Source organism: Enterobacter sp. BNK-22, assembly GCF_048684805.1.
In the GTDB taxonomy this organism is placed as follows: domain Bacteria; phylum Pseudomonadota; class Gammaproteobacteria; order Enterobacterales; family Enterobacteriaceae; genus Enterobacter; species Enterobacter quasiroggenkampii.
Genome location: NZ_JBLQTT010000001.1, coordinates 3,125,442 through 3,138,081, shown reverse-complemented (window position 1 = coordinate 3,138,081; position 12,640 = coordinate 3,125,442). Strand labels below are relative to the sequence as shown.

Genomic DNA, 12,640 nt, shown 5'->3' with positions numbered 1-12,640 from the left:
TCCTCAGAAGAGTAGCTGCATCACCCACATCGAGATCAGGGCATTAATGACGCAAAGAGTAATAATATGCGGATAATATTTTGGGTTCACCCCGGCGGTCCCCAGGCAGCGGCCGGTGTTTTGCACCGGATTGCCCATCAGATAGATGGCGGGCAGCAGGATGGTAGCATCGTGGCCGTTGAGCGTGCCGGCGGCGACCAGGCTGGCGCAGACGCCCACGCCGCCCCCCATACTCATCACCGAGGCCAGAAGAACCGTTGCCGCCGCGCCCGGAAGGCCCCACAGCGCCATAATCGGCTCACATAGTTTGCCGACAATATCCAGCAGGCCGGTGACCTTGAGCGCCTGAATGATGACAAACGCCATGACGACGTTCGGCAACAGGCTGGTGGTGGCGATGGTAAAGCCGCGGCGGGCGCCATCAATAAACATATCCATGATATTTTTACGCGGCTGGGCGATCATGTTCTTCCTCCTGAAGACGATTTTCCATGTGGGCGATCCACAGGCGCAGGACGTTCGCGCCAACAAACTTAAACACCAGAATGACGGCCAGCGGCGTAATCACCGGGACGGTAATGAAGGTGAAGAGCGCGGCACCGGAAGAAAAATAGTTAGTAATGATGGCGCTACCGCTGGTCTGGAAGGTGGCGAAAATAGCGCGCTCCTGGTCCGTAATCGCGCCTTCATCGGTTAACTCTTTGGTCATCCCTGCCGCCGCATCGGTGTTTTGCAGGTTGGCAATCAGCGCCAGGGAGCAAACGCCCGGCACACCAAGCAGCGGACGTAAAACAGGCGTCATAAGCTGCTGCGCGGCACGCAGCCCGCCCAGACCTTCGGTGACGGCAATAATACCGAGCGATAAGATGACCGAGGGAGCCAGCTCAAGGGCAAACAGAAAACCGTCTTTCGCCCCCGTTCCGCCCGTTCCGCGAAACGTCAGGGCGCCGTTAACCGGGCCAAAGCTGCCGTTTAAGACGGTAAAGTCCAGCACGCGCCACCAGTCAGTGCTTTTTGCGAAAAAACCGGAGAAAAAAACGATGGTCAGCACAAACGCCAGATAGCCCACCCACGTCACTCTTTCCACTCCTGAGGATGATGCACTCATGTAACCTCCTTTTCGTTGCGTACAAAAGTTGTACGTCGCATCACTAAAAACGATCGGAGAAGAAAACACGATATCCCAAAGGCCAATATCAGAATTCATTTAGGATATCAGGGACGGGATGACTGGAATCAGGCCCGCAGAATTGCTCAACGTTTTTCTTTTGGTCATCTTTTAGGTATAAGATTTACATACGGACAACTACTGTCCAGCTTATTGAAAACGAGGAATAACATGCGCGTAAAAGTCTGTGCAGGGATTGTAGGGGCAGCACTGCTGCTGGCGGGGTGTAGCTCCAGCAATGAGCTGTCGGCAGCGGGCCAGGGCGTTCGCTTTGTGGAAGATAAGCCTGGCACTGAATGCCAGCTGTTAGGCACGGCAACCGGTGAGCAAAGTAACTGGATGTCAGGGCAGCATGGCGAAGAAGGTGGCTCAATGCGCGGTGCGGCGAATGCCCTGCGCAATCAGGCTGCGGCAATGGGTGGCAACGTGATTTACGGCGTAAGCAGCCCAACGCAGAGTATGCTGTCCAGCTTCGTGCCGACCGCCAGCCAGATGACGGGCCAGGTCTATAAGTGCCCGAACTGATGTAATGTGCTGATGGCGCTGCGCCCGGCCCTGTAGGGCAGGTAAGCGTAGCGCCACCTGCCTTTTTAGTGCTGCCGCAGTTGCAAATCCAGCGGCGTCTTGCTCGGCTCTCCGCCAATCTCACGTGCCAGCTTCGGCACCATATAGCCTGAAACCAGCGTTAACAGTTCGCGCATAATCTGCCGGGCTTCTTCATCCGTCACCATGAAATGCGCCGCGCCCTGTACGCGATCCAGCACGTGCAGGTAATACGGCATCACGCCCGCATCAAACAGAGCATTGCTCAGATCGGCCAGCACGCGGGCGCTGTCATTCACGCCGCGCAGCAGCACGCTCTGATTCAGCAGCGTCACGCCCGCTTTACGCAGTCGCGCCATCGCCGCGCAAAACGCATCGTCAATTTCGTTCGCGTGGTTAATATGATTCACCAGCAGCACCTGCAGGCGGGACTGCTCCAGTCGTAACACCAGGCCGTCGGTGATACGTGCCGGAATGACAATCGGTAAGCGGCTGTGAATGCGCAGGCGCTTAATGTGCGGGATAGCTTCAAGCTGAGTCAGCAGCCAGTCCAGCTCATGATCTTTCGCCATCAGTGGATCGCCGCCGGAAAAAATAATCTCATCCAGCTCCTGATGGGCGGCAATATAGTCCAGCGCGACCTGCCAGTTGCGTTTATTGCCCTGATTTTCGGCGTACGGGAAGTGCCGGCGGAAGCAATAACGACAATTTACCGCACATCCGCCTTTGACCAGCAGCAGGGCGCGGTTGAGATACTTATGCAGTAAACCCGGCACCACGCTGTTCTGCTCTTCCAGCGGATCGGTGCTGTATCCCGGCGCAGTAATGAATTCATCCTGCGAAGTAAGCGTTTGTTTTAATAACGGATCGTCGGGGTTGCCTTTCTCCATCCGCGCCACAAACGCACGGGGAACGCGCAGGGCGAAAAGGCGCTTTGCCTCGCGGCCTGCAAGCAACTCTGGGTGCTGATCGAGGTCTAAAAGACGCAGCAATTCATCAGGACTGGTGATTACATCGGCAAGTTGCGATAACCAATCTTCTCTGGACGGGGTGTTTAGGGTTACAATATGCGCCATTTTGTGGCTTAGCTACCAGTTAACAAATTTAGAGGGCCTTATGGCAACGTACTATAGCAACGATTTTCGTGCTGGTCTTAAAATCATGATGGACGGCGAACCGTACGCGGTTGAAGCCAGCGAATTCGTTAAACCAGGTAAAGGCCAGGCATTCGCACGCGTTAAGCTGCGCCGTCTGCTGACCGGTACCCGTGTTGAGAAAACCTTCAAGTCTACTGACTCTGCTGAAGGCGCTGATGTTGTTGATATGAACCTGACCTATCTGTACAACGATGGCGAGTTCTGGCATTTCATGAACAACTCCACTTTCGAACAGCTCTCTGCTGATGAGAAAGCGGTAGGTGACAGCGCTAAATGGCTGCTGGATCAGGCTGAGTGCATCGTGACCCTGTGGAACGGCCAGCCTATCGCGGTAACCCCACCAAACTTCGTAGAACTGGAAATCGTTGAAACCGATCTAGGTCTGAAGGGTGATACCGCAGGTACCGGCGGTAAGCCAGCCAAACTGTCTACCGGCGCAGTGGTGAAAGTGCCACTGTTCGTACAGACTGGCGAAGTGATCAAAGTGGATACTCGCTCCGGCGAATACGTGTCCCGCGTGAAGTAATTTACGTATGACTGAAGGCGCAGCGCCCGCTGCGCCTGATTTTTGCAGGCAGGGATGATGAAACGTACCGTTAAAATTCTGCTTCTGTTAGCGCTCTCCAGTGCATTACTTTCCGGCTGTAACACCACGCGTGGAATGGGACAAGATATCCAGGATCTGGGTCATATCATTTCTCACGCCGCCAGCTAAGTTCGTCTAATTTTCCTAAAAATGTGTCCTTTTCCGTCAACCGGCGGGATTTTGTCTATCCTTAAGTTGCTATACACAAAACAACTTTGGCTATAAAAGGAAGATATTATGGTTAAGAAGACAATTGCAGCGATCTTTTCAGTCCTGGTACTTTCTTCAGTGTTAACGGCCTGTAATACCACGCGTGGCGTCGGTCAGGATATTTCTGAAGGTGGTAGCGCAATCTCTGGTGCGGCAACAAAAGCTCAGCAGTAACGAATAAACGGTACGGGACCACCCGGGTTTCGTACCGTCAGCTTTCTGATTCCTGCAGGGATAAGAACGGAGAAAAACGCGTATCCATATGTAATTTCATGCGGATATTGCGTTTATAGGTATAAACCGTTTTTCCATTGATACTCAGGTGAGCGGCAATTTTTTGATTGCTCGCGCCGTCCATCCACAATGTCAGCACCTTCTCTTCCTGGCGGGTCAGCAAGGGGGCCGCCGCCGTTGGTCTGTCAGCGCCTGCGCGCGAGCGTAATGCGTCATTGATAACCGTCGCCACTTCTTTGAGACTGGCGTTTTTCAACAGTGACGACCACACCGGGAACTTCCCAAGCCAGTCGGTCATGCCGCTGTCCTCTCCCGACTGCAGTAAAATAAACGGTAAGCGTTCACTGGCGTTAAGCAGAGAAGAGAGCTGCTGAAAATGGTGAATATCCTGCCTGAAGCCGTACAGGTCAGCGATGACCAGCGCAGGTTTCCATTGCAGAATGTGTTCTCTGGCAAGAAACAGATTATTCAGCCCGGTCACAACGTAGTGTCCCGGGAACAAACCGGAATGATTGAGCCATGCTTCAAACCCCGCGCGGGTGAAGTGACAACGGTCAATCAAAAGAATTTTGAACATATTTTATTCGCAGTCGGCTAGTGGTTTGGCTTCCTGCCATCAGAAAGCACATCATCATAGAGAAGTCGGATGAGTGCTAAAAGCCGGAACTCCGCGCCATACTGCGGCTATTTCTTGCCTTAACGTGTTCAGCAAAAAATGATTGAAAAAAAATAGCACGCTAACCACAATAGGGGGCGTAATCTCTGCCTTACGGGACGACCCGTAAGCGTTTCTTTCACCGGGGACGGCCCCAACTTGCATTAAGTTAAGGAGCCTGACATGTCCTGGATCATTCTTTTTATTGCTGGCCTGCTCGAAGTGGTATGGGCGATTGGACTCAAGTATACCCACGGATTTACCCGCCTGACGCCCAGCGTCATTACCGTTACCGCCATGATCGTCAGTATCGTTCTGTTATCCTGGGCGATGCGCTCTCTGCCTGTGGGAACGGCTTATGCCGTCTGGACGGGTATTGGCGCGGTGGGAGCTGCCATCACCGGCATTCTGCTGCTTGGCGAGTCAGCGAGTCTGGCGCGTATCGCCAGCCTCGCGTTGATTGTGGCCGGGATCGTTGGGCTTAAGCTCAGCACCCACTAATGGGGCTGTTTTACCCAGATAAGTTTTGACACATCAAACCCTTGCCGGGTCGCGACGTCCAGCATCTGCTGCTTCATTTCTGGTGAAAGAGTTGGCGTGCGGGAGAGTATCCACAGGTAGTCGCGATCCGGCCCGCAGACCAGCGCGTGACGGTACTCTCTGTCGAGCGCGATCACGTTATAGCCGCCATAAAACGGGCCAAAGAAAGAGACCTTGAGCGCGGCCCGCCGCGGGTCGCCAGTGAAGTACGCTTTCCCAACCGACTGCTGCCACATCTCACGATCGGGATTATAGCCCCGGTTGATCACCTGAATACCGCCATCATCCATCGGACTGTAATTCGCAGTGACCTTCTCTAAGCCCTGCTCAAACCGATGGTCGAGGCGCGCGATTTCATACCATGTTCCAAGGAAGCGTTGTGCATCAAAAGGCGTGACGACGGTAACGCCAGGCGGTGGGGTAGGAGAACTGCAGGCAACCACTAAAAACGCGGCTGTCACCGCGGCGATAACAGGCAGAATGCGCATAGGAGTTTCCTTACTGTTTTTTGTTAAGTGTAGATGACAGCAGGAAAAATGCGGAAGAGTGTGCGGGGTATTTCGCCGCACACCGTGGATTTTGTAGGCCGGGTAAAGCGAAGCCGCCACCCGGCAATGTTTTACTGCAGCGCGTCGAGGATACGGTATGCCGCCTCAACGCGTGCCGGGTTCGGATAGCTTTTATTCGCCAGCATCACAATGCCGAGCTGCTTTTCAGGAATAAATGCCACGTAGCTGCCAAATCCGCCGGTAGAGCCCGTTTTATGGACCCAGGAGGCCTTAACCAGTGGTGCCGGTGGATTCACTTCTCTTGCAGGCAACGGCGCCAGCGCCTCCTTATTGTCGCTGCCCCCGACCACCGTTTGGGCGTCGACCGGCCAGTTCAGCATTTCCCAGCCCAATCCTTGATACATGGCTCCCACGCGCCAGTAGCGAGACTGTGCCAGGGCAATACCGTGCTTAAGTGGGGAATCCTGAAGGGAGTCCGGCATCATGTTGACCATCACCCAGCTTGCCATATCCTGCACGTTGGTTTTTACGCCATAGGCTTCCGCGTCCAGCATCCCTGGCGAAACGTGGACCGCTTTACCGTCACGGTATCCCCAGGCGTAATGCGCCTCTTCCGCTTTCGGGACGTTAATCCAGGTATGGTCCAGCTTGAGCGGCTTAAAGACCCGCGTCGTCATGGCCTGCTCATAGCTCATGCCGGAGGGTTTGACCGCCAGCGCGCCAAAAAGACCGATGCTGGTGTTAGCGTAAAGCCGCGTGGTGCCCGGCTTCCACTTTGGCTGCCAGTTTTGATAAAAGCGCAGCAGGGAGGCGGTATTCGTGACCTCATCCGGCACCTGCAACGGCAGACCGCCTGCGGTATAGGTTGCCAGATCCAGCATGCGAATGCCCTGCCACTGCTTGCCCGTGAGCTCAGGCCAGTATTTGGTCACCGGATCGCCCAGCGCTATTTCACCGCGCGCAATCGCATCGCCACCCAATACGCCGGTGAAGGTTTTACTTATCGAACCCAGCTCGAACAAGGTTTGCGGGGTGACAGGTTTGTTCGCTGCAACATCAGCTTTACCGAAGGTAAAGTAGTGCGGCTGACCCTGATAAATCACCGCCACCGCCATACCCGGAATGGCCTGCGCGTTCATCAGCGGCGTAACGGTGCGTTCCACCACCTCAGCCAGCTGTTTTTCGGACATCGGTGCGGCGAATGCAGCGCTGGCAACGCTGAGCAGCAGGGCACAGCTTAGGGTTTTCTTCATCATTAGTTATCTTCCGTAATAGCAGTTCAAGGGAGTGTCCGGGCCCGTCAGACCGCTGTAGTCTGTGAGATTTGACTGTGGCTGACAAACGGTTAAATTTAGCATTAGCTGTTAATTTTTCTAACGGACGAGACCATGACGCGCAGCTATCTTCCTCTTAATTCCCTGCGGGCGTTTGAAGCCGCCGCCAGGCACCTCAGTTTTACGCATGCCGCTATTGAGCTGAATGTCACCCATTCCGCGATTAGCCAGCACGTAAAGGCGCTGGAGCAGCACCTGAACTGCCAGCTGTTCGTCCGCGTTTCCCGTGGGCTGATGTTGACCACGGAAGGCGAGAATTTGCTGCCGGTACTGAATGACTCGTTCGACCGAATTGCCGGAATGCTGGATCGCTTTGCCAGCCAGCGCGCTCAGGAGAAGCTGAAAATTGGCGTGGTGGGTACCTTTGCTACGGGGATATTATTCTCGCAGCTCGCTGACTTTCGTCGCTGCTATCCGCATATCGATCTTCAGCTGTCGACGCACAACAATCGCGTCGATCCGGCAGCCGAGGGGCTTGATTACGCCATTCGCTATGGCGGAGGGGCGTGGCACGGCACGGAAGCGATATTTCTCTGTTCTGCGCCGCTGGCACCGCTTTGCACGCCTGATATCGCTGCCGCGTTGCATACTCCTGCCGATATCCTGAAGTTTACCCTGCTGCGTTCTTACCGGCGCGACGAGTGGACCGCCTGGATGCAGGCCGCGGGAGAACATCCGCCTTCACCGACGCACCGGGTGATGGTGTTTGATTCGTCCGTGACCATGCTGGAAGCCGCGCAGGCAGGCGCGGGCATAGCGATTGCCCCTGTCGATATGTTTACCCACCTGCTGAACAGTGAGCGCATTGTGCAACCCTTTGCGACGCAGATTGACCTTGGCAGCTACTGGCTCACGAGGCTGCAGTCACGCGCAGAAACGCCCGCAATGAGTGAGTTTGCCCAGTGGCTGGTGGGGAAGATGCAGAAATAAAAGGCCCGCCGGATGGCGGGCCAGAGGCGTCAGAGGGTGACCACCGCAATCAGCGTCACCACGGTCAGGATGGTCGCCAGACCGTAGAATACCCATTTCCCGCTCGGTACATGGATTTTCAGGTCATGCATCGCATGGTGAATACGGTGCAGGCCACACCACAGCGGCAGGACGATCATCAGGAAGATGAACACGCGGCCGATAAAGCTGCTCGCGAACGCCAGTACGCGCTCGTAGCTCAGCGCATCGCCCGGGAACAGCCCCAGCGGCAGCATAATGCCGACCAGCAGAATGATGACGGGGGCAATGATGGCACTCCACATGCCGCCTGCGCCAAAGAGGCCCCAGAAGACCGGCTCGTCAGAACGTTTTGGATTTGGATTGATCACAGGTGTCTCCTTACCAGAACAGTGCGACAAACAGAATGACCACGGTGACCAGAACCGTCACCGCCCAGAGCCCCTTAATCACCGGCTCTGGCTCCATTTTCTCGCCTTTTACAATGATGTTCGCCGCTTTTGGCGCCAGTTCAAACCAGGTTTTGGTATGCAGCAGCGCGGCCGCGAGCACGATCAGGTTCAGAATGACTATGATCGGGTTTTGCAGGAAACCGACGAAGCTGGCCCAGGTTTCCGGGCCATGCTTGAGGGCAAAAACGCCGTACATCAGCTCAAGGCTGAACCAGACTGCCGGTACCGCCGTGCCTTCACGCAGCATGTAGAAGCGATAAAACGGCAGGTTTTTCCACCAGGTGGACGGCACAGGCCGCACATAGGCTTTGCGTTTAGTCGTCATCATGCACTCCTTAGCGTGGTTTCAGGGTAGCGATAAGAAAGTCTTTCGAGCTTTCCACTTTACCCTGCTGAATAGCGGCGGCCGGGTCGACGTGCTTCGGACAGACTTCGGAGCAATAACCCACAAAGGTACAGGTCCAGACGCCGTTCTGGCTGTTAAGCTGCGCCATACGTTCTTTTTTACCGTGGTCGCGGCTGTCTTCGTTATAGCGGTGCGCCAGGGTAATGGCGGCCGGGCCGATGAACTCGGGGTTCAGGCCAAACTGTGGACAGGCAGCGTAGCAAAGACCGCAGTTGATGCAGCCGGAGAACTGATGGTATTTCGCCATCTGAGCCGGGGTCTGGGTGTTTGGCCCCTGATCCGGCGTGCGCGGGTTGCCGATGATGTAGGGCTTAATGGCTTCCAGGCTTTCGATAAAGTGGGTCATATCGACCACCAGATCGCGTTCAATCGGGAAGTTGCCCAGGGCTTCGACCTTGATGCCTTTGGTATAGTCACGCAGGAAGGTCTTACAGGCCAGCTTCGGCACCTTGTTGACCATCATGCCGCAGGAGCCGCAGATCGCCATGCGGCAGGACCAGCGGTAGCTCAGGTCTGGCGCCAGGTTGTCTTTGATATAGCCGAGCGCGTCCAGCAGGGAGGTTTGCTCGTCGTAAGGGACTTCATAGAAAGCACTGTGCGGTGCGGCATCCACTTCCGGGTTGTAGCGCACCACTTCAACTTTGAGTGTTTGCATCTCAGCCATTCGCCTTCTCCTTCTTCTCGGCGGCTTCTGCTTCTGCACCGTACACGCGTTTAGCCGGTGGCAGCGTGGTGATTTTCACGTCGCTGTAGTCCAGACGTGTGGTGCCATCCGCATCGCGCCAGGCGAGCGTGTGTTTCAGGAAGTTGACGTCGTCACGCTCGGTACAGCCTTCATCAAGACGCTGATGCGCCCCACGCGACTCTTTACGCGCCAGCGCAGAGTGCGCCATACATTCCGCCACGTTCAGGCCGTGGCCCAGTTCGATGGTATAGAGCAGGTCGGTGTTGAAGACGCTGGAGGTATCGGTGATGCGCACGCGCTTGAAGCGCTCCTGCAGTTCCGCCAGCTTGTCGACGGTTTTTTGCATCAGCTCAGGGGTACGGTAGATACCGCAGCCTTCTTCCATCGACAGGCCCATCTCGTCGCGGATCTTAGACCAGTTCTCGTTACCTTCCTGGTTCACCAGATCTTTCAGACGTTTTTCAACGTCGGCGACCTGTGCATCCAGCGCGGCACCGTTGGCTTCGCCTGCGGTTGCCGCCCGCTCCATCGCGCGCTCGCCCGCCATGCGGCCAAAGACGACCAGCTCGGCCAGCGAGTTTGAGCCGAGACGGTTGGCGCCGTGCAGGCCCACGGAGGAACATTCACCCACGGCGAACAGACCCTTAATACGGGTTTCACACTGCTGATCGGTTTCGATCCCGCCCATGGTGTAGTGCGCCGTTGGGCGTACCGGAATCGGCTCTTTCACCGGATCGACGCCGACGTAGGCTTTCGCCAGCTCGCAGATGAACGGCAGACGTTCCAGCAGTTTTTTCTCGCCCAGATGGCGCAGATCGAGATAGACCACATCGCCGCGCGGCGTGGAAATAGTGTTGCCTTTGCGCCACTCGTGCCAGAAAGCCTGAGAGACTTTGTCGCGCGGGCCGAGCTCCATGTACTTGTTCTTCGGCTCGCCGAGCGGGGTTTCCGGACCCATGCCGTAATCCTGCAGGTAGCGGTAGCCGTTTTTGTTGACCAGAATACCGCCTTCACCGCGGCAGCCTTCCGTCATCAGAATGCCGGATCCTGGCAGACCGGTTGGGTGATACTGCACGAATTCCATATCGCGCAGCGGCACGCCGTGGCTGAGCGCCATACCCATACCGTCGCCGGTAACGATGCCGCCGTTGGTGTTATAACGATAAACACGGCCCGCACCGCCCGTCGCCATCACCACCGCATTGGCGCGGATCTGGACGAGCGTGCCTTCCATCATATTCATCGCCACCAGGCCGCGCGCGTGTCCATCATCCACCAGAATGTCGAGGACGAAATGCTCATCGAAGCGCTGAATTTGTGGGAACTGAAGGGAGGTCTGGAACAGGGTGTGCAGCATGTGGAAGCCGGTCTTATCGGCAGCGAACCAGGTGCGTTCGATCTTCATGCCGCCGAAGCGGCGAACGTTGACGCTGCCGTCCGGACGGCGGCTCCACGGACAACCCCACTGCTCAAGCTGGGTCATCTCCGTTGGACAATGGTGCACAAAGTAGTCAACGACATCCTGTTCACAAAGCCAGTCGCCCCCTGCAACCGTGTCGTGGAAATGGTATTCAAAGCTGTCATGATCCTGCGCAACGGCGGCGGACCCTCCTTCTGCGGCCACCGTGTGGCTGCGCATTGGATAGACTTTTGAAATCAATGCGATTTTAGCGTTGGGATTAGCTTGCGCTGCAGCAATCGCAGCACGTAATCCAGCCCCGCCAGCGCCTATTACGGCAAGATCGGCCTGAAAAGTTTGCACGACATTCCTCCAGATTTTTGTTATTTCGCAACGCGACAAACTAAAGGTAGTTCACCCGTCCAAAAGGACGATTGCGAAAGCGTTTCCACTGCTCCTTTATGGGTAAAACAGTATAACCGTGTAGATGTCAGGGAAATTTGACGTGTTCGATTTTTTTGCTGTTCTGTCCGGCGATTTATCATTGAGATTGATGAATTGCATCACGCAATTGTTCACCTAAATGAAATGCGCTTTTTTACTGCGCAAAATTTGTCTCTGTCCCTGCTAACGAGTAGACTTCGTGCCCTTGTCTGAAATCGGAGAACAACTCATGAGCGAAACGGCCACCTGGGAGCCGAGCGCATCCATCCCTAATCTGTTAAAACGCGCTGCAATTATGACGGAGATCCGCCGTTTCTTTGCCGACCGCGGCGTCCTGGAGGTGGAAACCCCGTGCATGAGTCAGGCAACGGTAACGGATATTCATCTGGTCCCGTTTGAAACCCGTTTTGTTGGCCCCGGCCACTCTCAGGGCATGAATTTGTATCTGATGACCAGCCCGGAATACCACATGAAACGCCTGCTGGCGGCGGGGTGTGGTCCGGTCTATCAGCTGTGCCGCAGTTTCCGCAATGAAGAGATGGGGCGTCACCACAACCCGGAATTCACCATGCTGGAGTGGTACCGACCGCATTATGATATGTACCGCCTGATGAATGAGGTGGACGATCTGCTGCAGCAGGTTCTGGACTGCTCTGAAGCTGAAACGCTCTCTTATCAGCAGGCCTTCCAGCGCTATCTGGAAATCGATCCGCTGTCGGCGGACAAAACCCAGCTGCGCGAAGTGGCGGCAAAACTGGATCTGAGCAACGTGGCGGATACCGAAGAGGATCGCGACACGCTGCTGCAGCTGCTGTTCACCTTCGGCGTGGAACCGCAGATTGGCAAAGACCGTCCGACGTTTGTCTATCACTTCCCGGCAAGCCAGGCGTCACTGGCGCAGATCAGTACCGAAGACCATCGTGTCGCTGAGCGTTTTGAGGTCTATTACAAAGGTATTGAGCTGGCGAACGGCTTCCACGAACTGACCGACGCCCGCGAGCAGGCGCAGCGTTTCGAGCAGGATAACCGCAAGCGCGCCGCGCGCGGCCTGCCACAGCAGCCGATCGATACCAACCTGCTGGAAGCGTTAAAAGCGGGTCTGCCGGATTGCTCCGGCGTGGCGCTGGGCGTAGACCGTCTGGTGATGCTGGCGCTGGGCGCCGAGCAGCTGGGCGATGTGATTGCCTTTACGGTCGATCGCGCTTAAAGAATTGCCGGGTGGCGCTGTCGCTTACCCGGCCTACTCGGTCATTTGGCCCTGCCACATTAAAAACTGCCATATTATCAATATACGGGTCTTTTTCTTAATTTGGCCCTTATAGCCACAATATTAGTCTGGTCTTCTGCTACCATCCGCGCAGTTTAATTCC

Annotated in this window: 17 protein-coding genes; 7 read left to right on the top strand and 10 right to left on the bottom strand. The window is 55.7% G+C overall.

The features are described from left to right. Nucleotides 1-3: 3 nt before the first annotated feature. Complete coding sequence (locus ACMGGE_RS14860) at nt 4-465, bottom strand: YjiG family protein (RefSeq protein WP_045909556.1); 462 nt, start codon at nt 463-465, stop codon at nt 4-6. Continuing rightward, nucleotides 446-1,108, bottom strand: a complete 663-nt coding sequence (locus ACMGGE_RS14855) for a nucleoside recognition domain-containing protein (RefSeq protein ID WP_420293917.1) — start codon at nt 1,106-1,108, stop codon at nt 446-448. The genes ACMGGE_RS14860 and ACMGGE_RS14855 overlap by 20 nt, the downstream gene beginning before the upstream one ends. A gap of 231 nt (nt 1,109-1,339) precedes the next feature. On the opposite strand from ACMGGE_RS14855, the gene ACMGGE_RS14850 reads away from it, so the two are divergent. Next, on the top strand, nt 1,340-1,693 hold the full coding sequence (locus tag ACMGGE_RS14850) for a DUF4156 domain-containing protein (protein WP_045909554.1): 354 nt from the start codon (nt 1,340-1,342) through the stop codon (nt 1,691-1,693). 65 nt (nt 1,694-1,758) lie between these two features. Here the strand turns inward: ACMGGE_RS14850 and epmB are convergent, their stop codons facing one another. Beyond that, the gene (epmB, locus tag ACMGGE_RS14845) at nt 1,759-2,787 is read right to left on the bottom strand and encodes an EF-P beta-lysylation protein EpmB (RefSeq protein WP_406915946.1); all 1,029 of its coding nucleotides are present in this window, start codon (nt 2,785-2,787) and stop codon (nt 1,759-1,761) included. Nucleotides 2,788-2,827: 40 nt separating this feature from the next. On the opposite strand from epmB, the gene efp reads away from it, so the two are divergent. The 3 genes from efp (at nt 2,828) to ecnB (ending at nt 3,838) form a co-directional block, all read left to right on the top strand. Next, complete coding sequence (efp, locus tag ACMGGE_RS14840; protein WP_420293916.1) at nt 2,828-3,394, top strand: elongation factor P; 567 nt, start codon at nt 2,828-2,830, stop codon at nt 3,392-3,394. 57 nt (nt 3,395-3,451) lie between these two features. Next, complete coding sequence (locus tag ACMGGE_RS14835; protein ID WP_024907352.1) at nt 3,452-3,583, top strand: entericidin A/B family lipoprotein; 132 nt, start codon at nt 3,452-3,454, stop codon at nt 3,581-3,583. 108 nt (nt 3,584-3,691) lie between these two features. Beyond that, a complete protein-coding gene (ecnB, locus tag ACMGGE_RS14830) occupies nt 3,692-3,838 on the top strand; it encodes a lipoprotein toxin entericidin B (protein ID WP_003025482.1) in 147 nt (48 codons plus the stop codon). A 37-nt stretch (nt 3,839-3,875) separates the two neighbouring features. On the opposite strand, the gene ACMGGE_RS14825 is transcribed toward ecnB, so the two are convergent. Continuing rightward, on the bottom strand, nt 3,876-4,475 hold the full coding sequence (locus ACMGGE_RS14825; protein WP_048027839.1) for a response regulator transcription factor: 600 nt from the start codon (nt 4,473-4,475) through the stop codon (nt 3,876-3,878). Between the two features lie 261 nt (nt 4,476-4,736). Between ACMGGE_RS14825 and sugE the strand changes: the two genes are divergently transcribed. Further along, entirely contained in the window at nt 4,737-5,054 is a 318-nt protein-coding gene (sugE, locus tag ACMGGE_RS14820) for a quaternary ammonium compound efflux SMR transporter SugE (protein ID WP_008502938.1), read from the top strand. Here the strand turns inward: sugE and ACMGGE_RS14815 are convergent. Then, nucleotides 5,051-5,581 (bottom strand): lipocalin family protein, encoded by a 531-nt coding sequence (locus ACMGGE_RS14815; RefSeq protein WP_045909551.1) that lies wholly within the window; start codon nt 5,579-5,581, stop codon nt 5,051-5,053. The two genes, sugE and ACMGGE_RS14815, sit on opposite strands and share 4 nt — an antisense overlap. Before the next feature lie 131 nt (nt 5,582-5,712). After that, a complete protein-coding gene (locus tag ACMGGE_RS14810; protein WP_367187931.1) occupies nt 5,713-6,858 on the bottom strand; it encodes a cephalosporin-hydrolyzing class C beta-lactamase ACT-187 in 1,146 nt (381 codons plus the stop codon). A gap of 132 nt (nt 6,859-6,990) precedes the next feature. Here ACMGGE_RS14810 and ampR point away from each other — a divergent pair, with 132 nt between their 5' ends. Further along, complete coding sequence (gene ampR / locus ACMGGE_RS14805; protein ID WP_252074211.1) at nt 6,991-7,866, top strand: LysR family transcriptional regulator AmpR; 876 nt, start codon at nt 6,991-6,993, stop codon at nt 7,864-7,866. A gap of 29 nt (nt 7,867-7,895) precedes the next feature. On the opposite strand, the gene frdD is transcribed toward ampR, so the two are convergent. From frdD to frdA, 4 genes are read right to left on the bottom strand one after another with little or no spacing between them, the layout of a single operon-like run. After that, nucleotides 7,896-8,255, bottom strand: a complete 360-nt coding sequence (gene frdD / locus ACMGGE_RS14800) for a fumarate reductase subunit FrdD (RefSeq protein ID WP_032662398.1) — start codon at nt 8,253-8,255, stop codon at nt 7,896-7,898. 10 nt (nt 8,256-8,265) lie between these two features. Continuing rightward, the gene (frdC, locus tag ACMGGE_RS14795) at nt 8,266-8,661 is read right to left on the bottom strand and encodes a fumarate reductase subunit FrdC (protein WP_420293915.1); all 396 of its coding nucleotides are present in this window, start codon (nt 8,659-8,661) and stop codon (nt 8,266-8,268) included. 10 nt (nt 8,662-8,671) lie between these two features. Next, complete coding sequence (locus ACMGGE_RS14790; protein ID WP_045909547.1) at nt 8,672-9,406, bottom strand: succinate dehydrogenase/fumarate reductase iron-sulfur subunit; 735 nt, start codon at nt 9,404-9,406, stop codon at nt 8,672-8,674. Next, complete coding sequence (gene frdA, locus ACMGGE_RS14785; RefSeq protein WP_045909546.1) at nt 9,399-11,189, bottom strand: fumarate reductase (quinol) flavoprotein subunit; 1,791 nt, start codon at nt 11,187-11,189, stop codon at nt 9,399-9,401. The genes ACMGGE_RS14790 and frdA overlap by 8 nt, the downstream gene beginning before the upstream one ends. Before the next feature lie 310 nt (nt 11,190-11,499). Between frdA and epmA the strand changes: the two genes are divergently transcribed. Continuing rightward, nucleotides 11,500-12,477: an elongation factor P--(R)-beta-lysine ligase gene (gene epmA, locus ACMGGE_RS14780; protein ID WP_045909545.1), complete on the top strand. Its 978-nt coding sequence runs from the start codon at nt 11,500-11,502 to the stop codon at nt 12,475-12,477. Nucleotides 12,478-12,640: the final 163 nt, after the last annotated feature.